Origin of the sequence: Mesorhizobium sp. B2-3-14 (genome assembly GCF_006442175.1) — a bacterium.
Classification (GTDB): domain Bacteria; phylum Pseudomonadota; class Alphaproteobacteria; order Rhizobiales; family Rhizobiaceae; genus Mesorhizobium; species Mesorhizobium australicum.
Genome location: NZ_VFVP01000016.1, coordinates 44,257 through 69,866 on the forward strand (window position 1 = coordinate 44,257; position 25,610 = coordinate 69,866).

Annotated in this window: 23 protein-coding genes; 11 read left to right on the plus strand and 12 right to left on the minus strand. The window is 60.4% G+C overall.

The window, feature by feature from the left end:
* Nucleotides 1-157: 157 nt before the first annotated feature.
* From FJ950_RS27665 to FJ950_RS30145, 5 genes are all read right to left on the minus strand, one after another.
* On the minus strand, nucleotides 158-1,720 hold the full coding sequence (locus FJ950_RS27665; protein WP_140620188.1) for an acyltransferase: 1,563 nt from the start codon (nucleotides 1,718-1,720) through the stop codon (nucleotides 158-160).
* A gap of 251 nt (nucleotides 1,721-1,971) precedes the next feature.
* Nucleotides 1,972-2,772 (minus strand): sugar transferase, encoded by an 801-nt coding sequence (locus FJ950_RS27670; RefSeq protein WP_140620190.1) that lies wholly within the window; start codon nucleotides 2,770-2,772, stop codon nucleotides 1,972-1,974.
* A 168-nt stretch (nucleotides 2,773-2,940) separates the two neighbouring features.
* Nucleotides 2,941-4,767 (minus strand): Wzz/FepE/Etk N-terminal domain-containing protein, encoded by a 1,827-nt coding sequence (locus tag FJ950_RS27675; RefSeq protein WP_140620192.1) that lies wholly within the window; start codon nucleotides 4,765-4,767, stop codon nucleotides 2,941-2,943.
* 174 nt (nucleotides 4,768-4,941) lie between these two features.
* Nucleotides 4,942-5,277: a hypothetical protein gene (locus FJ950_RS27680; RefSeq protein ID WP_140620194.1), complete on the minus strand. Its 336-nt coding sequence runs from the start codon at nucleotides 5,275-5,277 to the stop codon at nucleotides 4,942-4,944.
* A gap of 241 nt (nucleotides 5,278-5,518) precedes the next feature.
* Nucleotides 5,519-5,647: a hypothetical protein gene (locus tag FJ950_RS30145; RefSeq protein ID WP_281405554.1), complete on the minus strand. Its 129-nt coding sequence runs from the start codon at nucleotides 5,645-5,647 to the stop codon at nucleotides 5,519-5,521.
* A gap of 211 nt (nucleotides 5,648-5,858) precedes the next feature.
* On the opposite strand from FJ950_RS30145, the gene FJ950_RS27685 reads away from it, so the two are divergent.
* From FJ950_RS27685 to FJ950_RS27695, 3 genes are all read left to right on the plus strand, one after another.
* Entirely contained in the window at nucleotides 5,859-8,159 is a 2,301-nt protein-coding gene (locus tag FJ950_RS27685) for a mannose-1-phosphate guanylyltransferase/mannose-6-phosphate isomerase (protein WP_140620196.1), read from the plus strand.
* Nucleotides 8,160-8,594: 435 nt separating this feature from the next.
* Nucleotides 8,595-8,876: a hypothetical protein gene (locus FJ950_RS27690; protein WP_140620198.1), complete on the plus strand. Its 282-nt coding sequence runs from the start codon at nucleotides 8,595-8,597 to the stop codon at nucleotides 8,874-8,876.
* Between the two features lie 134 nt (nucleotides 8,877-9,010).
* Nucleotides 9,011-9,727: a Crp/Fnr family transcriptional regulator gene (locus FJ950_RS27695; RefSeq protein WP_140620199.1), complete on the plus strand. Its 717-nt coding sequence runs from the start codon at nucleotides 9,011-9,013 to the stop codon at nucleotides 9,725-9,727.
* Between the two features lie 1,683 nt (nucleotides 9,728-11,410).
* Here the strand turns inward: FJ950_RS27695 and FJ950_RS27705 are convergent.
* Together FJ950_RS27705 and FJ950_RS27710 are read right to left on the minus strand one after the other, a co-directional pair.
* Nucleotides 11,411-12,004 carry an SOS response-associated peptidase family protein gene (locus FJ950_RS27705; protein WP_140620203.1) on the minus strand — a complete coding sequence of 198 codons (594 nt, stop codon included), beginning with the start codon at nucleotides 12,002-12,004 and terminating at the stop codon, nucleotides 11,411-11,413.
* 179 nt (nucleotides 12,005-12,183) lie between these two features.
* A complete protein-coding gene (locus FJ950_RS27710; protein WP_246681393.1) occupies nucleotides 12,184-12,819 on the minus strand; it encodes an ABATE domain-containing protein in 636 nt (211 codons plus the stop codon).
* 42 nt (nucleotides 12,820-12,861) lie between these two features.
* Between FJ950_RS27710 and FJ950_RS27715 the strand changes: the two genes are divergently transcribed.
* From FJ950_RS27715 to FJ950_RS27740, 6 genes are all read left to right on the plus strand, one after another.
* Complete coding sequence (locus FJ950_RS27715) at nucleotides 12,862-13,809, plus strand: EamA family transporter (protein ID WP_140620205.1); 948 nt, start codon at nucleotides 12,862-12,864, stop codon at nucleotides 13,807-13,809.
* Between the two features lie 775 nt (nucleotides 13,810-14,584).
* A complete protein-coding gene (repA, locus tag FJ950_RS27720; protein ID WP_140620207.1) occupies nucleotides 14,585-15,787 on the plus strand; it encodes a plasmid partitioning protein RepA in 1,203 nt (400 codons plus the stop codon).
* A gap of 80 nt (nucleotides 15,788-15,867) precedes the next feature.
* Nucleotides 15,868-16,833, plus strand: coding sequence for a plasmid partitioning protein RepB (gene repB, locus FJ950_RS27725; RefSeq protein ID WP_140620209.1), 966 nt, complete (start codon nucleotides 15,868-15,870; stop codon nucleotides 16,831-16,833).
* Between the two features lie 156 nt (nucleotides 16,834-16,989).
* Entirely contained in the window at nucleotides 16,990-18,330 is a 1,341-nt protein-coding gene (gene repC / locus FJ950_RS27730; RefSeq protein ID WP_140620211.1) for a plasmid replication protein RepC, read from the plus strand.
* Between the two features lie 295 nt (nucleotides 18,331-18,625).
* The gene (locus FJ950_RS27735) at nucleotides 18,626-18,961 is read left to right on the plus strand and encodes an antitoxin Xre/MbcA/ParS toxin-binding domain-containing protein (RefSeq protein ID WP_140620322.1); all 336 of its coding nucleotides are present in this window, start codon (nucleotides 18,626-18,628) and stop codon (nucleotides 18,959-18,961) included.
* Complete coding sequence (locus FJ950_RS27740) at nucleotides 18,958-19,476, plus strand: RES family NAD+ phosphorylase (protein ID WP_140620212.1); 519 nt, start codon at nucleotides 18,958-18,960, stop codon at nucleotides 19,474-19,476. Before FJ950_RS27735 ends, FJ950_RS27740 begins: the two co-directional genes overlap by 4 nt.
* Before the next feature lie 103 nt (nucleotides 19,477-19,579).
* Here FJ950_RS27740 and FJ950_RS27745 read toward each other — a convergent pair whose 3' ends face one another.
* Nucleotides 19,580-20,794, minus strand: coding sequence for a site-specific integrase (locus tag FJ950_RS27745; protein ID WP_140620323.1), 1,215 nt, complete (start codon nucleotides 20,792-20,794; stop codon nucleotides 19,580-19,582).
* A gap of 125 nt (nucleotides 20,795-20,919) precedes the next feature.
* Here FJ950_RS27745 and FJ950_RS27750 point away from each other — a divergent pair, with 125 nt between their 5' ends.
* Nucleotides 20,920-21,876 (plus strand): DUF1403 family protein, encoded by a 957-nt coding sequence (locus FJ950_RS27750; protein WP_140620325.1) that lies wholly within the window; start codon nucleotides 20,920-20,922, stop codon nucleotides 21,874-21,876.
* Nucleotides 21,877-21,878: 2 nt separating this feature from the next.
* Nucleotides 21,879-22,568: an SMC-Scp complex subunit ScpB gene (locus tag FJ950_RS27755; protein ID WP_140620214.1), complete on the plus strand. Its 690-nt coding sequence runs from the start codon at nucleotides 21,879-21,881 to the stop codon at nucleotides 22,566-22,568.
* A gap of 108 nt (nucleotides 22,569-22,676) precedes the next feature.
* Here the strand turns inward: FJ950_RS27755 and FJ950_RS27760 are convergent, their stop codons facing one another.
* The 4 genes from FJ950_RS27760 to FJ950_RS27775 are packed head-to-tail and all read right to left on the minus strand — an operon-like array spanning nucleotide 22,677 to nucleotide 25,479.
* Nucleotides 22,677-24,068, minus strand: coding sequence for a thiamine biosynthesis protein ThiF (locus FJ950_RS27760; RefSeq protein ID WP_140620215.1), 1,392 nt, complete (start codon nucleotides 24,066-24,068; stop codon nucleotides 22,677-22,679).
* A complete protein-coding gene (locus FJ950_RS27765; RefSeq protein WP_140824283.1) occupies nucleotides 24,061-24,609 on the minus strand; it encodes a Mov34/MPN/PAD-1 family protein in 549 nt (182 codons plus the stop codon). Before FJ950_RS27765 ends, FJ950_RS27760 begins: the two co-directional genes overlap by 8 nt.
* Entirely contained in the window at nucleotides 24,533-25,009 is a 477-nt protein-coding gene (locus tag FJ950_RS27770; protein WP_140620219.1) for a hypothetical protein, read from the minus strand. Before FJ950_RS27770 ends, FJ950_RS27765 begins: the two co-directional genes overlap by 77 nt.
* Entirely contained in the window at nucleotides 25,009-25,479 is a 471-nt protein-coding gene (locus FJ950_RS27775; RefSeq protein ID WP_140620220.1) for a hypothetical protein, read from the minus strand. Before FJ950_RS27775 ends, FJ950_RS27770 begins: the two co-directional genes overlap by 1 nt.
* Nucleotides 25,480-25,610 lie beyond the last annotated feature (131 nt).

The window sequence follows — 25,610 nt, forward strand, 5'->3', positions numbered from 1 at the left end:
GTTGGCCACTCGGGACGGCGAGCCGCCGCTTATCTCTGCCAGGAGGGATGCTGCCATGAAGGGCTCGGGGCACAGGCCGATCCGCGTCATGCCTGAGTGAACTGTGCATGCAGTGATCCTGGCCCTTGCTATGCTTTTTGAGGCCGCATATCAGTGATCATTCGACCGGCTTCCGCACCAACTGCACAGGAGTGGCCAACGCGACTAGCGGGTCTTTCCATGCCGCAGCGAGCCGATCGGTCCCGTGATGTCGCAGCTGGAGATGTCGGTGCTCATGAGTGTAGTCGCTGTATCGGCGGCAGGCGTTCTGATGGGACTGCGGTTCAAGGCTCCCGCCCTGATCGCCGGGACAGCCGTGCTCTTGATCGGCAGCCTTGTCTGGAATGGCCTTGGCTTGCCGGGCTACGTGACGATCACCAGGTTCCTCATCCTGGCGTTCGCAATGGCTTGCGCCTACATCGTCGGCCTGTCGATTTCCGTGCATAGGAAACGGACCCAAGCGTAGGCCGCCTCGGCTTTTTGAGCAGTTCACATTCGTAGAATTGTTATGACTATTTTCTTCAGTGCGGGACAGAAACCAGTCTTTCTGGAATTCCCTTAGATTAGGATCGATGAAGGGATTGCAAAGGAAGATTTCATTTGCAATCCGCATATTCAACTGATCACGGAACCTTCCGGGATCCTGGGCCGTTCGGTCCCGATCCCAGAGGTTGCGTAGCCAGCGCGTCAGAGGGACCTCCAATCCCAAATGAATTCCTACTGTGACGACGACGGCAGTGACTGCCGCGAGTGGCATTACCACAATGGCCATTGTTGGCTCTGGGGCCATAATCTTGGCCGCCAAGTTTACGAACGGCTGCAACAACATGGGGTGAAACAGATACATCGAATAGCTCGCGGCGCCAACCAGCAGCACGATCGAGTTGCACGTCGTCGCCCCACTGCGCTCAGCCACCAGGGCGCCCGTTACCACCAGGACAGCCGGAAACCCGTAAGTTACGATTCTGTACTCGCTTGAAGAGACCTGTAAGTAATACTCGATGGAAAGCACGGCCAGGCCTGCTGCAACGAACGCAACGCCGACGGGCAGCCCGAGCTTCCTTCGCTGGGACAAATACCAGTAGCCGAGCCAGCATCCGGCGACGAACTCCAGCACAATGGAATTGGTATAGACACGCAGCGCGAAAGGGCTATCCGGTCCGAACAGCGACCCAGCCGCCACGACAACGAGGAGGACCGCCGAAACAACCGCCACTCTGTCGCGTGTGCTGCGAACCCAGAGGAACGCGCCAAATACCAGGTAAAAGAACATTTCGTAGATCAAGGTCCACCCGAGCGACAGAATGGGCGCCTTCTCCCCGTCCAGCCGCACTTTAGGGTAAAACGCAAACGACGTGACTATGTCGGCCAGGCTATAGTCCTGCAGCCCGTTCGGCCGGAATCCGAGCCCGAACAGGACAATGAGCGCCAGGGTTGCCATCCAGTAGAGAGGGGCAATTCTGATCACCCGTTCACCGTAGAACGCCCAGGCGGAACGTTCTTTTTGCGCGTACGCAAAAACCATCACGAAGCCGGAAATGACGAAGAATATGTCGACGCCCTCCGCACCTATATCGCTGTGGAAATCGGTGCCAAAACGGCGGTTTAACATGGGTCCAAGATGATAAAGTAAAATCGTTATCGCGGCGATGCCTCGCAACGCCTGTAAGTTAGCGACCAATTGAGCCTCCCCGCTCCTCTAAAATATTTCTATTTTTCCACTTTCTGGATCTTTAACGCCCCAAAACGCTAACTTCTTTTACTCTATACTTTGGTGACCGCCTGTCCCATGGGGTTCACCCGAAAAAATGCGATCTTGCCACGCCCATGCCCACCCGGGGGCATTTAGCCAGTCTCGTGGCGTCGCAGGGGTCCGGCTAAAAACAATGAGACGGGATAGGATGGACCATCCGACACAGACGATCCCCCGTTCTAGGAAGCCCTGTCGAAGCGCATCACCGCAAACACGGTCCTGAACAAGATGGCGAGATCGAGCCAGATTGACCAGTTCCGCACATATTGGCTATCCAGCGCCACACGGCTGGGGTAGTCCATGCTGCTTCTGCCGCTTACCTGCCAGAGGCCGGTAACGCCCGGTCTCGTGCGAAGGTATTCCTCCAGATGGTCGCCATAGCGCTGGAGTTCGTCCTTCACGATGGGCCGCGGCCCCACGCAGCTCATGTCGCCACGGATGACGTTGAAGAGCTGGGGAAGTTCGTCGAGGCTCGACTTGCGCAGGATCCACCCGAGGGACGTGACGCGAGGATCGTCCCTGATCTTGTGAGTCTCCTCCCACTCCGCGGTGATCTGGGGATTGGCTTCGAGATATGCTTTGAGAACTTCGTCCGAATTCGCGACCATGGTGCGGAATTTGTAGCAATTGAACGGCTTTCCGCCGAAGCCGACCCGGCTGTGTGAGAACATCGCCGGACCTCCCGTCGTTATCCTGATCAGCAGGGCAACGACGATCATGACCGGCGCGGCCATGACAAGGGCCGAGATTGCCACGACCAGATCCATGAACCGCTTCGAGATGCCTCCCAGGGGAGGGTTCGTCGTTCCTGCCCTAAGCGAGGGCGACAGGTCTGCCAGCACTGCCCCGGCATTGTTGGGCTTGGGCGAGGCAACGACATGCAGGACTGTCGTCCGGCCGTCGTCAGGCTCGGGGAGGAACGGATGAATCCAGATCGTCGCTCCCTTGTGCGGCTGTTTCTCGAAGGCGTCTGTTGTCATTGGACGGTTGCCGGTTCGAAATTGTCCTCGACACTCTTCCAAGGCCGAGGCTTGTGAGCAAGAAAGGCAAAGGAGGTAGCGCGGCGCTCCGGGGCTATCCCCTTATCCCAAGGAATGATCCCCCTACACGCTTTGACGACTTCCGAAGGAGGATTCTCGATACCGGCCTCACGCCTTGCGGCGCTTGGACGTCATCGCGCGGGCCAGGAGCACGCCAAGTATCGGCGTCCTGCTGGCCTGCAGCGTCCTGACAAGTTCCCGCAGTGTTTCGACTTGTGTCCTGCCCCACTCGGCGACGATCACGACGCAGTCCAGGACCGATCCCACAATCAGCTCGTCGGCGCCCGAGGCGAGCGTCGGCAGGTTGACGATCACGATGTCGTAGGCGGCAAACTGGTATGCGGCCAGGTCACTGGCGGTAAGTTCCGCAAGGAGCGCCTTCATCTTGTCTGGCGCCAGCAGATGCTTTTCGTCCACCACCGAACTTGGCAGCATGTCGAACGGCCGTCCCGGGGCGCGGACGATGTTGAGGCGAACGGGATCCTCGCACGGTCTGTCGAAGGCCTGTGACGGGCCGAGCAGACGTGTGGTCATGCTCGCCCGGATGTCGGCGTCGATCACCAGCGTCTTCAGGCCGGACATCGCGTAAAGCGTGGCAAGATTGCTGGCGACGGAACTTTTCGAACTGTCGTTGGAGACAGCGGTCAACCCAAGGAATCTTATCGGATGACTGGTTTCCGCAAGGCTGATTTCCGTTCGTGCCTTCCTGAGGCCGTGGCTGAAGGGGGAATACGGGTATTTCACCACTTCGTCGAGGCGGCCGGAATCCATTCTCCAGCTGGTGGGCGGCACCTCTCCGACGCATTCGACACCCAGATTGTCGCGGATGTGCCGCGGCGACCTTATGGTCCAGTCGAACGTATGCCTGGCAAACGAAATTCCGATACCGAGAATGAGCCCGGTAACCGCCGCCAAGGCGAGAAACAGTTTCGGCCTGGGAGCGCTCGGATAGAGCGGCGCCGTCGCAGCCGTGATCACCCTTGCGTCGGCGACCGGATACGACTGCTGGCTTACCGAGTTGGTGTAGGCCTGGAGGAAGCTTTCGTACATCTTCTGGTAGGTTTCAGCAGTCACCTCAAGCTCTTCGAGCGTCGGCACAGCGCTCGTGCCGCCGCTGGCTTCGTGGCCGACGCTATAGTCGTGCCGCGACCGGAACTCCTGCGCTTTCGCCATGGCCTCGTTCATCTGGGTGCGCAACTGGCCAAGGCGCTGCTCGAGCCACGCGCCGCCTTCCTTCGCGGCGTCGGTCTTGGTTTCGATCTGTTCGCGCACGAAGGCATCGGCCGTGGCGTTCGCAATCCTGGCTGCGCCCTCGGGATCAAAAGAGGTGAAGGATATGTCTATCGCATAGGAAACGCCGACCCTGCGGATGTCGATGCCGTTGCGGAAAATAAACATGCTGCGCCGAGACTTTTGGTAATCGGTCAGCGTCGCAGGCGTTTCAGGCACGCCTAGGCCGAAATGCTCCCAAAGCGAGGTGAACCAGGCGCTTTTCCGGGGCCCGAAAGCGTCAAGCAGGATGGCTCCTATCCTCCTGAATCTCTCCCGAAAAGTCGGAGCCTGCGGACGGTTGAACTCGGGGTCATCGATGAGCTTCAGCTGGTCGATGACCATCGCAGCGATCTTTTCCGACTGCATGACTGCGATCTGGCTTTCCACTTGGGCGGTATCCAATGACAGATTTACTTCACCACCCTCCTGCAGGTGTTGCGGCAATTTCGGCTCGATCAGGATCTGCGCGCTGGCGGTGAAGGTTGGGTCGGTGGTCAAATTGTAGAAGCCGGCCACCAAGAGCGCCGCGGCAAGGCAGGCGATGATGGTGCCAACATAGCACCGCAGAAATCTGGTTATGTCGGAGAGGCCAATGAACTCCTGTTCGACGGAAGCCTGCTGGTCCGTTGTCGAGGGCCATTGATTGGGAAACATGCGGTTCATTCAACGCCTCCGGCAGGCGTGCGCGGAAACCCTGCGCGCACGCCGTCCCCATGCAGGTGGTCCTTGGCATTCGGCCACTGTTTTCATTGAAAGCCGAGGCCCCGCGATCCCAGACTGCCGCGGAAGACTACGCCTGCGCCCCGGAAGGTAAACGCCGCCAATTGGCGTATGCGGCTACGTCCTATGGGAGGGAAGAAGGCGCTGCAATTCTGCTTGAGTCCTGCGCACGAATGACAGCTGCCGCTGCAGCGAGACCTGCCGTGTGTGTTTCAACATCATATTATGTGTGAGCGTATCGATCCTGACGGAGATAACTTCGAGAGTTTCGCCGTTCTCGAGCGCCTGCACAGAAAACGCGGCGCAGTCCGCCATCGCGTTTTCCGACGGATAGAGTTGCGTCGCCTCCTTCTCGATTTCGACTTGCGTGGCCTGAAGAAGGCGAACCAGCCGGCCAAGGCGCCTTTCATCGACATATTCGCGCGACGGGGACCTCAATGCGGGAAGCGGCATTTTGCGGCCCAATCCTTAACGTGAGCGCCCGAATGGAACGCATGTGCCAGAATACAAAACGCTCTCGCCTCTACGAGACATCCTTTCGGCGGCCGATTGGCATCTCCTATTGGATGAGGGGAGCGTATCTGGGTGTCAGGACTGCCCGAATTCCTGACGAGGCCGGCGCCCCACAGCATGCTAAAACCCTCCCTCGTGAGCGATTTCGGAGCGGAAGGTGTCCTTTACAAACTCAATTGCATCACGACGCGGCGTCGGGCCGGCCGCCGCGCTGGATGGTAGTGGACGTGACTTGGGCAGCCATTTGATCGCTGCCTGGCGCCCAATCGCCGGGCTGTTCCTTGGCGGCCTGGTCCAGGAGTGTCGGCATGGCTTTTCGCAGTCTGCCTGCCTCACGCCGCTGCTGCCAGCTCCTCGCCGGGGCCACAGTGACAGCCTCGTCGGAGAAGCCTATGATCCGGCTCTGGTGCGCTGCTCCGTCCAAAGGGCGCCACGACATGGTTGATGCTCTCGACCTGCAGTTGCGCCAAGATCCAAAGGTCGAGCCAGTAGTTAGAGATTTCTGAGAAGGGAACTCGAATATGGCATTTGAGCTGGTGTGTTTTGTCATGAGCGGGGGCGTGGGCTCACGCCTCTGGCCGCTTTCGCGCGAAGACAATCCAAAGCAATTCCACGACCTTTCGGGCGACGGTTCAATGCTCGCAAAGACTGTCCGGCGGCTCAAGGCGCGGCCCGACAATCAGACCCCAATCTACCTGATCGCTTCCGAACGACATGCCGATCGTGTTATCTCTGACATTGCTTCGCTCGGCCTGAACGGCGGTAAACCGATCTTCGAGCCTGTCGGTCGCAATACCGCCGCAGCCGTCGCCATAGCCACCCTGCAGACAATCTCGGAACATGGCAGCGATGCACTTGTGCTCGTGGTTCCCTCCGATCATGAAATATCGACCGACGCGCAATTCTGGGAGACCGTCGAGTCGGGCGTTCATGCCGCCGAGTCAGGGAGCATCATCGTGTTCGGCATCAAGCCAACGCATGCGGAAACTGGATACGGCTACATCGAGGTTGCAGCAACTGACGACCGCGTGGCTGCAGTTTCGCGCTTCGTCGAAAAGCCCAACGCAGAGACAGCGCGCAACTACGTATCGTCAGGACGATTCTACTGGAATGCCGGCATTTTCCTGTTTCGTGCCGACACCATGCGCCGGGCATTTCTCGAGTTCCAGCCGGACATCTGGGAAACTGCAGAACGGGCCTACAAGACTGCACGAACGGACCTCTCGGGTATCTGTCTCCCCCAGGGTTTCTACTCGGCCGTCCCCTCCACCTCGATAGACTATGCCGTCATGGAGCATGCACGCGATATTGCCATGGTTACGGCTTCCTTCCGCTGGAACGACCTTGGGTCGTGGCAATCGCTGCTCGAAGCCAGCCCGACAGACGGCAATGGCAATGTCGTGATGGGCGACATCGTCGCCATGGACTGCGACAGCTCCTACCTTAGAAGCCAAGGAAGGCTGCTGACCGTCATCGGCATGAGGGGGGTTGCGGTAGTAGCGACACCGGACGCGGTGTTCGTCGCCCCTGTCAGCCACAGCCAGAACGTGAAGAAGGTCGTCGAGCAATTGGAAAAGAGCGGACGGCTTGAGACGAAGTACACGCCCTCGGGAGACCGGGTCATCATCAACGGTTCCTGGCGCAAGCGCGTCGAACATTGGCTCTTCAACGAAACCCTGCCGCTTTGGTCCACCGTAGGGGTCGATGATGTGAACGGCGGCTTTCACGAGGCGCTCGGTTTCGACACAAGGCCGCTGGGGAAGCCCAAGCGCATGCGCACCATGGCTCGCCAGATCTACGCCTTCGCGGTGGCCAAGGAACGCGGCTGGGCCGGACCAGCCGACGAGCTGATCGACCACGGCATCGACTTCATTGCCAAATATGGCCGTACCACCCGTGGCGGCTGGGTGCGCACCCTTAATGTCAATGGCAGCGTGGCTGACCCTGCGGAGGACGCATACGATCATTCCTGCGTACTCCTGGCACTTTGCCATGCTCATCGATGCGGCCATCGCGAGGCCTTGCGACTGGCACAAGAGACATTTCATTTCATCGACGCGCATCTCGAAGACGACCGTCTGAACGGCTTCCTGGAAACCTCGGGCTCGAACGGGATGCGGTTTTCGAACCCGCACATGCACATGCTGGAGGCTTTCCTTGCGTGGCATGACGTTAGTGGCGACCGCACCTATCTGCGCCGGGCGGCTCGCGTGGTAGATCTCTTCAGATGCCATTTCTTCGACCAGGAGAGCTGGACGGTGGGGGAAAATTTCGACGTCGACTGGCTACCTTTGCCTGGAGAAAAAGGCCTGTCGACCGAACCGGGCCACCATTTCGAATGGGCCTCGCTTCTCATCGATTTCGCTCAAAAAAGCGGACAAAAGGACTTGGCCAGTTATGCACGGAAGCTCTATTCGTCCGCGATCGCCAGCGGCTTGAATAGGGCTACGGGTCTGGCTTACGCGGCTGTGTCGCGGCAGGGAATGCCAATCGACCGGCTCTCCCGCAGTTGGCCGCAATGCGAGGCCATCAAGGCAGCCATAGCCTTGGACGGCATAGGCGGGCCTGATTTGAAACCAGAGATAGAGGCCCGTGTCGCCCGCCTCTTTCGATGGCATATCGATCCCGCCCCCCTTGGCTTGTGGATCGACAGAATTGACGAGCGCGGAAGATCACAGGCAACGGAGGTTCCCGCCAGCATTTTCTACCACTTGGTGACGGCCTTGATGCAGTATTTGGACAAGACCGAAGGGCAGATCGAATCTTTCCCGATGCCGGCTTTGGGCCTGGGCAAGAGCGTCGCCGCGCGGGCTCTGGGCTAAGCCTCACGGTCGGCCCCACACTATTCATCCGGCTGGGTACGGAAGAATTCGACGGCGTGGCAGGCCAGCGATGTACGCGCCCGTCCGATCAAAGGTGGCGAGACCCGTCGCGGACGGCAAGCGGTGACCCCGTGAGCTGGGAAGTGACCATGGTTTCTCTGATAAAAGACTTGTCGCCGTTCTCCGATGCGACGTCTCAGCGGCGACGGCGGTATCGTGGTGTCCCAAGGTGGAAGGGCAAGCTACGGCTAATTCGGTATGCCTGCCTCTGTGTCGTCGCTCCAAACCGGGATAGCATGCTTACAATATGTCTAAAGCGACGCACAGATTGAGCTTTTCCAATCCCGTTGCCGCCGCGGATCGCGATTAAATCGCTCAAGGCGAGGTGATGTGAGTCCAAACACCCTTCTTGTCCGGACAGTTGAGAAGCATACTATGGCAACAAAGAAATCGCGTACTAGGCCCAGCAGTGATCTCTTGAAATTACTGGCCACCAGGCCTCGAGCTGTTGCCCTTGCCGCGTTGCACGTAAGTGAATCGGTGCTGCTTGAACTTGAGGCATCGGAATTGTTGTCGGCAAGACAGATAAGAGGGTTGCTCAAGGACGCATCAAATACCTTGCGGAATGCCGCCGGCCAAGTGGACAATCGCAGCAGCTTCATCGCCGCCGAAATAGTCGATTCCATGCAAGAAACTTTCACAAGAAATAAAAGCTAGCTGCGGGGTTGCGACGCACAACGCTTGCTTTCGCATGCTGGTAGCTGCGACGTCGCACAGGTACCCATCACGCCAAATTTAATGTACATTCGATCCGTTGGGGATAGAAAGGAAGACATCGGGCGGGATTATAGATGTTGTACGCTTCACAGTCTTTGGGCGGGAATGAAAAGCGGTCATCGTATATCAGGCTTGCCGACGAAGATTCGGCGCTCATGAAGACGCTGGGGTTCACACCGAAGCGTTATCCACCCGAGACGGTCATTTTCAGCCAGGGTGAGGACAATGATCGCGTATTCATAGTCGAGTCGGGCTGGGGTTGCCTGTCGCACGAACTTGCAGGGGGGCAGCGACAGATCCTTGATTTTGCCTTGAAAGGCGATCTCGTCCTGTCCCGGTCGAGCGGGGGTGGCGCGCTTGAAACGTTTGTTGCTCGAACCGAACTGAACGTCTTGGTAGCCTCGACCAAGACATTTACGCTCGCAGCCATGAAATCCCCCCATCTTTTCTCCCTGGTCGTCGCGGCTCTTGGGCACAAGGGGGCCGTCATCGCTGAACATCTCACCAATGTTGGTCGACGCAGTGCCCTGGCGCGGACCGCACATCTGTTCCTCGAATTGAGGACGCGCCTGGAACACATAGGCTTCGTCACCCGCGATAGCTATGAATGCCCTCTGACCCAGTACGATCTCGCGGACGCCCTCGGCCTCACTCCGATTCATGTCAACAGGATGCTGCGCGAACTGCGCGAGCGTAAATTTCTCGAATTCCGGCAAGGCCGTGTTCGCGTGCTCGATCTACGAGGCATGACGGAATATGCGGGTTTCGAATGCAGCTATATAAACAGTTGACATCTGTATGTAGGAGCAACTTGGCATCCAGATGCCTCCTGAGCGAGGGGCGCATTGCCGTCCGGCAGCAAGGGGCTGGCTCTGCACGGCCATTGGGCGCCGGCTGACCCTTCCCAGGGATTCCGCCGGGCCGGCTCCCCGCACCCTTGCGTGTTCGACCGCCCATCCTTCCGCGGCGCCGGCGCCTGGGTGATTTCCATCTCCCTTTAGCTGCTAGCCTGCAAACCCTCATCGTAGCCCTTTGAGGCAAACGTTGGGTGTCCGCCACCAAAGCATGGCGCAGCGCCGATGCCTCCGGCGCGCGGCACGCTCATCGCGGGGCTGTCAAATCCACATGCAAGCAGCTTTTGTTAGCGCGAGCTACATCCCTCATTGGACACGAGCTGGAATGGCCGGCGCGGTCTGGGATGTTGGGATGCGGGCCGCACCGGCCATCGCGGTCGGGGGGCCTCCCGCAAGGCTTGGTATATCTTATATTAGCTACAGCGCAATTAAGCCTATCGGACGACCACCACCATCGCCGGGACCGGGAGGGATCGAGTGCAAACCGAGCATTGCGGACTTGCTGTTCAGACCTGTTTGGAGAGCGGAACGCAGAGGCTGAAGGACGGCATGCTAGAGCAGCGTCGGGAATGCCGACTGCGGCGACTCGATACAGCACGATCCCTCCCCTCGCGGCAGCGAGCTGGAGCCGTCCGGAGCGGGAGGTCGGCAGGGCTCGTCGGCGGCCCTAGCCCTTTCGTCATGCGTTAGATGGTGCCGTCATACCGCCATATAGCGACGCTGGAGTAGAGAGAATGGGGATGGCGCAAGATTGCCGTCCCAGGGTCGGCGTCGTGCTCGACTTAGAGGAACTCGCAGGCAATGTGTCCCTACCATCTGAATGTTCTTATGGCCGCCAAGTCAGCATATATCCGGGCGCGATCGCCATTGTGCTTCTCGACGAGCGCCTGTGCTTCTTGCCTGCTGAGCTTTCCGAGCTTCATCAGAAACTCGAATTCGTGCTTCGGTACGGATGATATCAGGCGTTCGAGTTTGGCTCTTTTGGTCTCGTCTGCGGACATAGCGATGCTGAACTACTTTAGGGCTGCACTCAATGACGCTAAGCACAAGTGCCAAGGAAACGCCAAAGGCCAGGCCGAGCAATATGTTGTTTCTTGGTACATCAGGTTTCCTCGGATACCAATGCGCTTTATCTCAGACCCGGCGACTCAAGTCCCCCGATGCCGATGGCTCCAATCCGCCAAGCAGATCGTCTGTTCATCGTTCCGCACGACATTTCTGGTATCGCTAAACAATTTTACTGTCAGGCAGAATGTTCCCTCTAGTGCGGGTTCGAGACCCAGGTAACCGGATTCGCCCCCAGAAGCTGTTTTGCAGGCAAGGGAAAGAAACGCAACGACGACGTGCTTTGAGCGCGCGATCTGCTACCCTTTTCCATAGGCGACATTTGCGTCGCCTCCGTGACGATCAGGCCCGCCGATGCACGCTGGCTGGATCGTGTCCCGAACGTGGTGTAGCTGTCGGTCGCCGTGCTCTCCGGCATTGGCCGGGCTGGTCTGCGCCACGGCTGGAAAGAAAATGCCACCGCCAACCAGGCTGGCTGACGCCGCGCCTGTACGCAGTCGTGGGCCTGTCACCGAACAGCAGGGGCTTCAATCTGGGCCCCGCCAGCAGCGCTCATCAGTCGCTTCCTGGCCGAACCGTTTCAACATGCAGTGTGCCTGCAGGCGACGGTTGAAGCAGCTCCGCTTCGGTCTTGGTAAGGTAGATCCAGTGCGCCCAGTTATGCGGGCTCAACACGACGATCTGCCGGTCGTGATAGGGCCCAACGTCTGGTCCGGGACCGGTTGTCAGCATCGTGAAGGCCGCTGGCGCTCCGCCCTGCCCTTCCCGCCAGATGCCGGCGATCGCCATGAACGGCTCATCATTCATTGTGAAGCGATGTTTGGCCTTCGGATATTTCTTGCCCGTGAACTCGAAGAATGCCGAGGCCGGAATGAGGCAGCGGTTGCTATTGGCAAAGCTTCGGCCTTCGGAGCGGAAATTGAAAACCGGTCCGCCGCGCGGGCTCGATGGCGGGAAGCTAAAGTTCATAGGCACCAGTTCGATGCCATTGCCGGCGGCGCGCATCACCGGGCCGACATCGTTGATCTTGATGTCGTCGGCCTCGGGCAGATCGCCTTCGCTCTGCCCGGTAGGCATCCCGAGTTCGAGCCTCTGCATCATCTTGCAGTATTCAGCCCACAGAATGTGTTGCTCGTAGTCGTTGCACATAGTGTCTGATCCAGCTTGCGCGATGTAGGATACGACCTTACACCCCTCCGGCAAACCCCATGCCAGCTGGTATCCTGTCACTGAACTGTGGCGAAATGGCCCGCTACAGTTGACGCTATGATAGGCGTGACTCAGGGCCACCTGCTTTTACAGCAACATCTGTGGGGGCTGCCATGGCGTCAGTTCCCGGTTCGGGTCTCGCGGATCCTGGCATAATGGCGCGACGCCTTGGCGCGGTTGCCGCAGTCTCCCATGGAACACCAACGACGGTTTTGCGCCCGGCTCTCATCGATGAACAACCAGCCGCAGCCGCGATCGTCGGCACATTGCTTGACCCGTCCTGCCCGCGGGCCGGTCATGAGTTCAGCCGCGGAGATGGCGATCGGCGTGCAAAAATCGAGTTCATTTGGATGCGAGCCGTTCCAGCCGAATTTCCCGGCACGCCATTCCAGCAAAGCGGCTGGCCTGTGATGCAGAAAACGATTGAATGCCTGGACGTGGTCGGCAACGGGACTGACATTTCTGATCTGTGCCACCAGGAGTGCATAGATCGTCTCGCGCAGCGCTATGGCGCTTGCATATGCGGTTTGGGCCCCTTGAAAGTGCCCTCCCCTCCCCCGCGTGAGTTCAGCAGCATCGTTGGAAATGCGCACGCCGTTTTCATCAAGCCAATCCAGCAGTGCCGCGGACGTGGGAAGCCGCTCCTCAGTGGCTTGCCGCAGGCGCCAGGCGACCGTGTTGACAAAGCGGATCGCTAGATCCTCCTTTGCGACATCGGTCGGCTGCCGCTTTTTCAGGTTGTGCGGGGAACCCAAGCGCGATCTCCGAATTCTAACCTCATAAGAGGTTTTACGCCTATGAAGCTCCCCAGCGCAAGTTTTCTCCTGATAGCTGCCTTCGGCGCCATCTACTTCATCTGGGGCTCGACTTACCTGGCCTTGACGCTGGCCCTGCAATCACTGCCGCCATTCCTGCTGATGGCGGCGCGCTGCCTGGTCGGTGGTCTGATCCTTTTCATCATTGCCGCAGCATCCGGTGCGAAGCCTCCGTCAAGGAGGTCCCTGCTATACGGCGTCATATGCGGATTACTTTTCTTCGTCGGATGCCACGGCATCCTTGCCAACGTTCAGCAGCGTGTTCCAACAGGCCTGGCCGCAATCATGCTGGCGACCATTCCTTTGTGGATTGCGGCGCTTCAGACAGGCCTCCGACGTCCCGATCGGCCAAGCCCCTTGTCACTGACCTTTCTCGTCCCCGGTGTCGTTGGCGTTGCGCTGATAGCCTGGGAAGAAGGCGGTGGCGGAATCGGGGCGGTGCACTTCATCGACATTTTCTTGCTGCTTGGCGCGTCCCTGTCCTGGAGCGTCGGAACGGTGGTATCCGAACAGTCCCCAACGTCCAGCAGCCCATTGGTGATGTCTATCATCGAATTGTGGGCTGGCGCCGCTGCCTTGGCGGTTGTCGGTGCCGCCAAGGGTGAAGTGAGCCTTTTTCACCCCTCCTCGATCACGGCGTTGTCGGTCGCTGGGTGGGCATACCTCACCGTTGCCGGAACGGTGATCGCCTTTGCCGCCTACATCTGGCTGCTCCGCAAAGTCACGCCGACCTTCGTAGCGACCTATACCTTCGTCAACCCCATCATCGCTGTGTTGCTCGGCTGGGCCTTTCTTGCGGAGGTTCCGTCGATATGGATGGCGAGTGGCGCGCTCCTCGTGATCCTTTCCGTGAGCGGCCTGCTTTTCACCAGCTCCGCTCGAGGTTCCAGGAGACCAAACAATGCCCGGACCGAATTTGCCGTCGACTAGCGGCACGTTCCGATTGAGGCTCGGCATCGCAGCGGCAGTGTCTTGCAATGTTGCCTGCTCGGAGCCGAGAACGCGAACGCGGGCCAGAGGCCGTGGACGAAGCCAATGACTCGAGCAGCAACAGCTTGTCCTGGGTATCGCAGATGACAGGGTTGAGGAGGCACAAGGAAGCTATCACCAGGACCTATATCGTCTACGAGCCGGTAATCGCATTTGGTCACTACAACGCAATTTAACCTGCGCGATGCGCTGGCTTATGACACGGCGGGGCTGGCGCTCATGACCGTCTCAGCAGCCGTCGCCCTGGCAGCAGCCGCTTGTCGCCAGCGGCGCGCCTGGCATAGAATGGCCGTCCGGCACGCGTTCGCGCTGCGTTATGCCAGGCGCTTGGGCCAGTCAGCCGTGAACTTGCAGGGCTGCTGCTGATCAACACGCCTGGCCGCCAGGTCATGGGTGCGGCTGACTGACACCAGGGCCCCGGCCCCATGCACAGATATCTCGCCCCCGGGGTCGAATGACTCCCGTTTTCCCGCCGCTGCAGCGACAGTGGTGGCAACTTTACTGTTTGTACTTTACTGCAGTAAATTTCCGCAAAAACCTAAATCGAAACAGTGTGGTAGCTCACGCCAGCAGACGTTTCTACCGGCGTGTCGACCGCTCGGGCCGTTAACCTCCTGTTAACCCAAAAGCTCTTGCTCGGGATGGCGAATCGGAGCTTAATGGCGGTTGTTGGTCTGTTTCCCAGCAAAAAGCGCCAATTCAGGTCTCCGGAAGTATGAACATCGCGATGCGGCTGCCCAGCTTTGAGTTCGACGACAAGATCCTCGAGCACGGGGCGGAGATATCGCGTCGGCTCAATCAGCTGCGCATGGAGAAGTTTCCTCCGAACGCCACGAAGACCCTGCGCACCTTCTCCATGGCCGAGGTAGCGCACTATCTTGGTGTGTCGCAAAACAATCTGAAGCGGCTCCATCTCGAAGGCAAGGGGCCCCTGCCCGAACAAGCGCAGTCGGGTCGACGCTCTTATACGGCGGACCAGATGCTGGAGCTTCGCCATTTCCTCGACCAGCATGGCAGAACGGAGGTCAAGAAATACGTCCCGCACCGCAAGCCCGGAGATAAGCTGCAGGTCATCGCGGTGGTCAATTTCAAAGGAGGAAGCGGCAAGACCACGACCGCGGCTCACCTCGCCCAGCACCTGGCACTTACCGGCCATCGCGTGCTTGCCATCGATCTCGATCCGCAAGCGTCTTTGTCGGCACTTCACGGCTTCCAGCCGGAACTCGACCGGAACCTCTCGCTCTATGAGGCGATCCGCTATGATGCGGAGCGTAGGTCCATAGCCGACGTCATCGTCCCGACGAATTTCCCCGGCCTCGACATTGTTCCTGCAAATCTCGAACTTCAGGAATATGAGTACGATACGCCGTTGGCAATGCAGGACAAATCATCCAATGCCGGCCGCCAGTTCTTCTTGCGCATAGCCAGGGCCTTGAGTGACGTCGACGATCGCTATGACGTCGTCGTCGTCGACTGTCCCCCACAGCTCGGCTATCTCACCTTGACCGCCATGTCGGCCGCGACGTCGGTGCTGATTACGGTTCACCCCCAAATGCTCGATCTCATGTCCATGAGCCAGTTTCTGCTGATGCTCGGCGGCATCCTAAAAACCATCAAGGGAGCCGGAGCCGAGATCCAGCTCGACTGGTTCCGTTATCTGATCACCCGTTACGAGCCCACCGACATCCCGCAGGCCCAGATGGTGGGCTTTATGCAATCGATGCTGGCCGGCCAGATCCTGGAACATCCGATGCTGAAGTCGACCGCCATATCGGACGCCGGGCTTACCAAGCAGACACTCTACGAAGTCGAGAAATCATCGTTCACGCGCACGACCTACGATCGGGCGATGGAATCGCTCGACGCGGTCAATTCCGAGATCGTCTCGCTCGTCCATCGCGCGTGGGGGAGGGCGTGATGGCGATGAATTTTACTGCAGTAAAAACGCAGATTTTTGTCCACAAAATCAGACTGGTAGCTGATTTGAGGAGGGGCTGAATGGCGCGCAAGGACATTTTCGATAGCGTGATGGGGTCCGCTGCGGTGGAGCAGACCAGGGATGTGTCGAGCTACGCTGTTCGCGGCGCATCGCGATCCATCATGCAGTCCTTTGAAGAGCTGTCGAAAAGCTCGGTTGTCGATCTCGACCCAGAGCTGGTGGACACCTCGTTTGTGTCGGACCGGATTGGCGAGGATGAGCAGGAATTCTCCGAGTTGGTGCGGGCGATCCAGGAGCGCGGACAGGATTCGCCCATTCTGGTCAGGCCGCATCCGGCTTCCCCCGGGCGCTACCAGACCGTGTTCGGGCATCGGCGCGTCAGGGTCGCACGTGCGTTGGGGCGCCCAGTGCGAGCCGTTGTCAAGCAAATGGACGATCGCGATCACGTCGTCGCCCAGGGCCAGGAGAATGCGGCTCGCGCCAACCTGTCCTTTGTCGAGCGGACGCTGTTTGCCGAGCGCCTGCTCAAGCAGGGCTATTCGGCCGATATCGTTAAATCGGCCTTGACGCTCGACGATACGACCTTCTCGAAGATGCGGTCCGTGTCGAGCAACGTCTCCGAATCCGTCATCATGGCCATCGGGGCGGCCAAGGGGATCGGCCGTGACCGCTGGTGGCAGTTGGCTAAGCTCATGGAGCATCCGGCCAATGCCGCCAGGGCGCAGGCGCATGTCCAGTCCGCCCAGTTCCAGCAAGCCGGCAGCGATGCGCGGTTCCAGGCCCTTTATGAACTGCTGGCGGCAACCGTCCACGGTGCGAAATCGACGCCGACGAGGGCCGTGGAAAGGGCCTGGGCGACAAAAGACAATTCCGTAAAGGCAAGGATCACCGATACCGGGAAGGTTTTCACCCTGGCTTTTAAATCCAGGGAGGCCTCGGCGTTCGGTGCTTTCATTGCCGGCAGGCTCGAGGATCTGTTCGAGGCGTTCCGAGAGACGGAATCCAGGAAGACAACAGGAGACTGAACCGCAAAAGAAAAAGGCCCCCGAACGTCACCGTCACGGAAGCCCTTCTCAGGTCTGTAGCAAGCCGAGAATCGCAAATCCGCGAATCACTGTCAAGTGCTATTAGGCGTCGTCTGGCGAGCAGATTTCTTTTGTCTGACTAGAGGCAAAGGGAAAATGGTTACGCATATCTCAACGACGCCCTTTGGGCGGCGGTCAATGACGCTTGCCCAGATGGCAAGCCAGGCAGGTGCAAAGGCGATCGACCGAACGACTGTGGTGCCTAAATGGCAGGCGTTTCGAGACATCACAGAGGCCAGGGACGCCATAGGCGCGACCGATCGTTCGCTGGCGATCCTCAATGCGCTGCTGTCGTTTCACCGCGAGGATGATCTTTCCGGGGAGGGGGGCCTGGTCGTGTTTCCCTCCAACGAGCAGCTGATCCGGCGTGCCAACGGCATGTCGCCGGCGACGCTTAGGCGCCACCTGTCCGTCCTTGTGACGTGTGGCTTGGTGATCCGTCGTGACAGCCCGAATGGCAAACGCTTTGCTCGCAAGGGGGAGGGCGGGCAGATCGAGCAGGCCTATGGCTTCGACCTTGCGCCAATCGTGGCTCGTGCCGAGGAATTCAAGCAGTTGGCGGCCGCCGTGCAAGCCGAGCGGAAGGCCTACAGGCTGGTCAAGGAGCGTCTCACCATCTGCCGGCGCGACATCGTCAAGATGATCGATGCAGGGCTCAATGAACAGGTTCCGTGTGATTGGCGCCGGTTTCAGAAGCGGTATGAGGCGGCGGTCGCTCGATTGCCGCGGACAGCCTCACGCCAGTTGCTGGAGTCGGTTGCCGACGAGTTGGAGGACATCTGGGCCGAAGTGCATCAGCTGCTGGAAACATTCGTTAAATCACAAAATATGAACGCCAATGAGTCCCATTTCGAGCGCCACATACAGAATTCAAACCCAGACTCTCATTCTAACGATGAAACTGAAGAACGCCAGGAAAACGAGAAAGAAGCGAGCGGCAGCGCCGGGCACGATAACAATGTGCACAGCCTGCCCAAAAGGGAGTTGCCCCTGGGAATGGTGCTGGACGCCTGCCCGGAAATCCTGAACATGGGCCGCGGCGCCCAGATCCGAACCTGGCGCGACTTTGTTGCGGCGGCCGAACTGGCCCGGCCCCATATGGGGGTCAGCCCCAGCGCATGGCAGGAGGCGGTCCAGGTGATGGGGCCTGAAAACGCGGCTATCACGATAGCTGCGATGCTGCAGCGAACCGACCAGATCAACAGTCGGGGCGGCTATCTCAGGAACCTGACGGAGCGGGCTCGCAACGGCCAGTTTTCGGTGTGGCCGATGGTCATGGCGCTGCTGCGTGCAAGGCTTGATGCAAAGACCAGCCAGAACGCCGGCAAGCCGCTCTGGAAGGACAGCGCGCATCAGGATGGGCCGGCCAGCGGCCCAAGATCCGCTGAGATCAGCGAGGCACTGCGGCTCAGCATGAAACGGAAAGGCTGGGATTGATTGGGGAGGGACGGGCCTGGTCGTTGATCAATCCCGCTCAAGGCCAAGCTGTTTAGCCGGTGTACTGGGTCACGTGCTGTCACGTCGTAAGTCGAGGCAGGGGAATGCTCTTGATCAGCCGCGAGCGGGCCATCCAACAGCCTCGTCGGTGGTCGCCTCGGTTGCGAGACTTGATGCTAACGGTAAAGTGCCTTATGTTTTGCCTAGTATTTGTGACGTCTGATATGACAGGATGTAAGCTGTGGGCCACGCACTCAGAAAAATCGCCCCGAACGCACCGTTGGTTTTGCTTTATATGGATCCGGCCGGGAACATTGCTGTCGACCAGGTGGCGGATGGCTTTGGAATGTCCAAGGGCCAATTGGCCGAGACGGCCGGCCTTGCTCGCGAGACCCTTTATCGATTGGAGCGCAGCCGCGCCGCCAAAACACAGGGGCGACTTCGTGAGATGCTTGAGATCATCAGCCGCGTGGCGGATTGGGCGGGGGGAAAGGACCAGGCGATGGCGTGGTATCGAGCCCAGCCGCTTGCGGCATTCGGAGGGCGCACCGCCGAAGCGCTCGTGAAAGAGGGCAAGGCTGGTGCCGTTCGTGACTATCTCGATCACATGGCGCTTGGCGGCTTTGCTTGAGGTTCGTTGGATCCTGCTACAGGGCACATGATCCGCGTTGGGCTTTCAAACCGACTTCCGGTGAGGGAGCCGCGATCAGGGGTGCGCGCTTTAATCCCAAAGGTGTGCCCGCACTCTACCTGGCCCTGACCATCATGACGGCCGTCAAGGAAGCCAATCAGGGCTTCGCGCATCGGATCGATCCGTGCGTGCTGTGTTCCTACGAGGTTGATTGCGAGGCCATTGTGGACCTGACAACGGGGAAGGGGAGGGGAGAAGCGTCCGTCACGCTCGACGAGGTGTCGTGCGCCTGGGCGACGGCGCTCAGCAACGGGGAACGCCCGGCTTCATGGGATGTCCATGACCGCCTGCGTTCTCGAGGCATTGCCGGCATTCTGGTGCCAAGCTTTGCGCCGGGCGCCGAGGCAGAAGATTGCAATCTCGTGCTTTGGGATTGGGGGCCAGATCTGCCGCACAAGGTGACGGTATTCGATCCGAGCGGACGGTTGCCGAAAGACCAGCTATCCTGGCTATGACGGCCCTTTAACGAGTTTGGCGGCTTGCGGCGCCAACTCAAACCAGATCGTCATCTGGTCTTTCTGGACATCTGGTTCGGGGCAGGGGAGGGCGCTTTTCCTGCTACAACCCGCTCGCTTTGGTGAGATTGACGCGGAACCGATCGCGACGGCGCTGGTATTTGCGGGTCATTTCAGCCGAGGTGTGGCCGAGCTGCTTTTGCACATGGCGCTCGTCGACCTCGGCTGAGGAGGCCAGACCGGCTCGCAGCGAATGTCCCGAAAACCTTTGGCCGCGTTCGCCTTCCGGCAGATCACCCCGCACGCCGGCAGCAAGTGCCGCGCGCTTGACCAGCCGTGCCACCTCCTGGTCGTTGAGCCGCTCGGCGCCGACCGCCTTGCCTTGGGCGGTGACACGGCGAAACAGCGGCCCATAGCCTATTCGTGCCAGTCTCAGCCACGCCTCCAGGGCCACGATAGGGCAGGTGGCGTCCGCCGAACCGCGGCCAATCTCAACTTCGCGCCAACCGGTCTTGCCGCGCAGCGTGACCAGGACGCCTTTGCCAGGGAAGAATTCGATCCAGCCACGACCGTCTTCGGTCTGGTCACGGGCCACGTCGAGCCCGACGATCTCCGAGCGGCGAAGTCCGCCCGCAAAGCCAAGCAGCAGCATGGCGCGGTCGCGCAAGCCGCGCAGCGTGCCTCGATCGAGCGTCTCCAGCATGGCAATGAGATCTTCGGGGAGAATGGCCTCCTTCTGCACAGGTGGCTTGGCGTGGCTGTTGCGAATGCCGGCCAGCACAGTGGCGATATGCCGGTCTTTTCTGTCCAGCGGCTGACCGCGCTGGGCATAATTCCAGGTCAACGAGGACAGACGCCGTTCAATCGTCGCAACGGTTTTTTTATCCCCTCCAGACCCAGAAGCCAGCGCCGTGATGTAGAGCCCGACCATCTGCGGATCCGGCGGCATCGGGTCAAAATATTGCCGGCGGCACCAGGCGCCAAAGTGCTTCCAGTCTGCAGCGTAGGCGCGGCGAGTGTTGGCCGAGCTCGCCGCATCGACATAGTCACGGGCGCGCCCAGCAAGCGCCTCGAGATGCGCCGGCAGGCGCGGATTGGCGACGTCCGGAAGAGGGGAGGGAGCTTCGGCCGGCGGTTCTTCCGGCGTTGTCCCCATCGCCAGGACGACGTCGATGATGTCGGGCAAGTCGTCAGCGATCGCGTCCTGCGGCTCGACCGACAGCCGCGCGCCCGCATCGTCGTGCGCAGCCGTGCTGTGGGACGGTCCGGAGCTCTCCTGAGAGTGCTTTTTCGGCTTTTGCTCGATGAAAACAGCCATTTCTCCCTTAGAGAGCAAGACGAACGATAAGGCAACATTATCATTCGTTTTATTGCACTGACAGGCTGTGCGTTTTGGCGCAAAAATCATGGCAAAAAGCGCACCGGCGCTTTACCCTCCAAATCATGATTCGCCTCGATCCCGCGACCGCCAGCTCCTCTGCGCCGCCCTCCATTCCGGCCTGGGCGCTCGCGTCGGGCGGCGCGCTCGGCGACGTCGACGCCGCCTTCCGGGCCGGCGCCGCCCTGGGTGCGCTCGACAGCCTCGCCCGCGCGCAGCCCGCCTGGGCCGGCGCCTGGCGCCAGCGGCTGGCGCTCAACTGCGCCGCCGCCAGCATGCGGCTGGCCGGCCGCGCCGAGGACGAAGCCGCGTTGCGCGATGCCTGGTACCTGCGCTCGGCCGGTGCCGATCCCGGTCCCGCCGGCGCGATCTTCGCCGCCTGGCGGCGGTTGTCCGTCCAGCCGCCTGTCGCCGACTCCGATCGGCTCGAAAAGATCGTCGACCAGCTTGGACTCCATTGGGACGGCGCCTCTCTCGCTGACCTCTGCACGGCGATCGGCGAAGCAGCGAGGTCGCCGCGGCCGGCCCCGTTCGCTGCCGCGGCGATCGCCGCCCGTGTCGTTGCCATGCGGCCCGATGCCGAGCTTTTGGCTTGGTGGCTCGCCGACCTGGTGCTGGCGCAGAGCCTGCATTGGCCGCGGCCACTGCCGCTGTTGATGGCGCAGGTTTTTGGGCCGGCATTTCGGTCCGCGGACGCGCGCGGCAAAAGAATCCGGCCGGGAGAAGAGGGGTTTGAAGCAGCGATCTGTGTGGCGCTGGCGCAGGCGGCAGCCGATGCCTGCCGGCTGGCCGCCGAGCTGTCCCGCCGCGCCGACAAACTCCTGGTGGTGGCGCCAAAGCTGCGCGCGAAAGGCGCCGGCGACGTGATTTTTTTGCTGCTCAACGAGGACGCCGTTTCCGGATCGCTGACAACCAAAACCCTGTCGCGTTTTGCGGCGCGACGCCTGTTCGACCGGCTGCAGCAATTGGATGCCGTGCGCGAGCTGTCGGGCCGCCAAACCTTTCGGCTGTTTGGACTCTAGCGATGAGCGAAGCCTCTGCCCGCCGCAAAACAAGCGATCAGCCGGCGCTGCTGGACACCGAGCTCGACCACCTGCCGCCAGAACTGCGCTGGCGCGAATGGATGGGCCGCGTCGAAGCGGTGATCTTTGCCGCCAGCGAACCGGTGACACGTAGTGTCCTCGCGCGGGTGGTGGGAAGAAACTGCAATCTCGAGCTGATCATCGACGACATCCGCGCCGAGCTCGCCGGCCGCCCCTACGAGCTGGTGTCGGTCGCCGGCGGCTGGCAGCATCGGACCAAGAAAGCCTTTGGCGACGTCATCCGCTCCGCCTTTGGCACGGCCGCCGGGGAGGGGACAAAAGAGCTGTCGCAGGCGGAGGCGCTTGTTTTGATGTGCATTGCCTATTTCCAGCCGATCACGCGTGGCGAGCTGTCGAGCTTCTTCGGCAAGGAGGTGTCGCGCGATCTGATCGGCGTGTTGCGCGCGCAGGAGCTGATCGCCTCGGGGCCGCGCAGCCCCACTCAAGGCGCGCCCTACACCTATGTGACGACGAAAACCTTTCTGTCGCAGTTCGGGCTCGACACGCTGCGCCAGCTGCCGGATTTCGAGGCGCTCGAGGATGCCGGGCTGCTGTCGAAGGAAAAGCTACTGGCCGGGATCATCCCGCTCGCAGCAGAAACGGCCTCACTCGATGACGACGATATGGTGTGAGCCATCTCGTGTCGCTGCTTGCCGCCACGAGTCCCCTGTCGACTGATTGCGCACGTGTGATGCAGAGCGGGCGAGGGAAGTTGTATCTCGGGTGGGCGGACATCCTCCTCAGGCCAATCCGGCCGTGCCAAACAGAACGATGTCATGAGCTTCGCGCAGCACCAGGCTACGATGCTGTGGTGCCCTAAGATCCAAATTGACGACGGTCGGGCGAACGCCATCAGCGACCATCCGGATCGTTTGCGAAATCAGGACGGCAGCAGCAATCATACCGACAAAGGGAGCGCCCACCGCCACTTGTCCCAACCGCGTCAGGCCGCATTCGTCGAGATCGCCGCGATCATGAAGATCCTTATAAGCAGGCGGGCGCCCAGCCAGGGCAACGGGCGCATTTCCTTGATGCCCCGCTTCGTCCATCTCCGGGTCGTCGGCCCAGATATCGAGCGCCTTGTTTGGTGCCGGGAAGCTATGGGTTCTGATCAGGCGGAAATCCTCCACGCCGCTACCGAGGCCGGCCTCGAAGACCGTCGCAAAGCCCGCGCCTTCGAGGATGGCCCGCGCCTGGGGGTTATCCACTCCGCAAAGCGCCAGCAGGGGTTCGTCGTGGCCAACACGCAGGTCGGAAGCGAACCTCCGCTCGACGAGCCTGGACTGGAAGCCGCGGGCCTCAACCCAGTCAGCGCAGACGCGGGTCTTCAGCCGCCCAGCGTCTGTAGCGAAAGTGAGAACGGACGTACTCTCGGTCGACGGCCCGGCCCGGTCGACGTCCTGAAGGAAGATGCGGACATTTGACGGATCGGCAAAAGGAAGGAGGCCGATCGTCCATAGAAAAGCCTGGCCGAGATGGCCAAGCCCAATCACCCAGAAATCCGATGGGAACTGTGCCACGGCGGGTCCATCAGACGTCGGCGATCTCCAATCGGCGGACCCTTTGAGGTCCCACAGCGACATCCCAATTGGTCGGTGTCCCGCCATCGGCTCGCCATCGAAATGGGCGAAGACTTCCGACACGGCTAGCGCTCCAGCAAGCACGCCAGAGGGAGTAAACTCGGCACAGTCGGCGAGGGCAGGGGCGCCGAAGGGCACTAGGCCGGCTCGCCAGCCTTCGAATGTTGTTCTGATAGCAAAACCCGCGCGATCGACCGCCGGCGGAGCTCCGATGCTGACAAGCGGAACGCCTTGCGGGATGTTCTCGACGACGATGCCCTGAAGGTGTCCTACTGCGTCAGCCAGGGTCGCACCGGCAACGACCGGCACAGTCAAACGCGCGTCTGGGGCGCCCGACACCGTAACGCCGCCAAGAAAGGTGCGGCGAGCGCAATTGAGAGCGGTGAGCAGCGCCGCCTGATGGGTCGGGCTCGAGGCTGCGCTCTCGCCGATGAAAAGATGCATCCGGAAAGAATGCAACTGCTGCTGGGCTTCCTCCGCGGTAGCGGCCGTGCCGCGATCCATGAAGAGCTTGGCGGACCTGTTCAGGGTATCAATGATATCTTCAGCCATAGATTATTCCTTCTATGCGCAGTGTGGGCCGCAGAAGCGACCGTTTGAGTGCGGTCCAGCGAAAACGGCCCAGGTAGCGGTAGAGCCCGATCTCCTCGAAGCTGATCGGCTCGGCGGCAAAGCGAGGCAGGATCATTGCGATGTGACCCGGCTCGGCGATCATTGGATGCAGCCGATCAGATTCGCTTTGCCCGGCACTGCCGGGATGGGTGTGAACATCGGCCACGACAACTTCGCCACGTTCACGGCAGATGTTCCACAAATCCGCCATCGAGCCGCCGTCGATCTCGATGATGCCGGTATCGAACGCGTGAGGATCGATCTCGTCGTAGAACACGATAGAGCTGACCCTACGGTGCGCTGCAGTCGGCCCGAGCAGGAAGGCGCCGCTTTCACGGCGATTGCCGCCTCGCACGCGCAGCCCCTCAAGCAGCTCGACCCAGAGGCCAGCCGAGATGGAAAGATCAGGCGGCCGGCCGAACAGGCGCGAAATAAGCAAACGAAGCCAAAAGGTCATGGATGATCTCCAGATAATGAACAATTCCGCGGGCGGGCTTCCAGAGCAGTTCGGGGTGTTCCACGATCCACTGCTCGTGGCCGGGCAACGCCATCCGGTCACATGGCAAATAGAGGGCTGCGGCGTTCCAGTTGGGATTGAAGGCCGCCGCCACCCGGCCCGCTCCCTTGGGCCAATATCCTGCGGCAAGCGGCGCGCCGGTCTCTATGTCGCAAGGCCTGGCGTTCGGCAGCTGCACTGGATAACCGTCCAGAAGAAAACGGAACCCCCATTCGGTGCCATCGCGCGCTCTGATAGCGAAGTCGGCGGTCGGCCACGCTACGCGCAGCAGGCGCCATTGTTGTTTGATCGTGCCGAGTTGGAAATCAGGGCGCTTCAGGTGTTCCCGGAACGCCCTTTCCTCGGCCGTCGCCAAAGCTTCCATCAGCCCTGCACCAACTTCTTGCGGACCAGGTCGAACACCACGGTGCAGCTTTCGCCGGTGAAGCTGCCCAGATGCGCATTCTGGGGCGGCTGGACGCGGCTGCCATGGATCTGGAGGACGTGTTCCTCGGCCTCCTCCTTGCCAAGGCCCGCCTTTTCCACGGCCCAGCGGGTTACCTTTGCGATCGTCGCCGAGGGCGCAAACTTGTGCTTGAAGGCTTCCGTCTTGTAGTGGACGGTGACGTCGACTTTGCGGCAACGGTGTGCATGGAACACCGGGTGATCATGCCCATGGAGCGGGTGGTGGTGTTCCAGGGGCTCGTCGTCGTCCTCCTTGAAAATCAGGAGCTCGGCGACATCGATACCGCGCTCCTTCACCACGGCAAGGAGATCTCCGACGACGGCAGCCCCTTCCAGTTCGAGGCGATCGAGAGGCTCGGCTCCGGCCGCGAAAAAGATTACAGTTTTCATCTATCAGTTTCCTCTATTCCGGCACGGCAACAGGCCGCCCTTGAACATTGGATCGGCTGAGTTCAACGAAAGCGGAAAGGCAGCTGCCAAGATTTTTTAGAGGATTGGTTTCGCCGCTGGTGCTTCGGCCG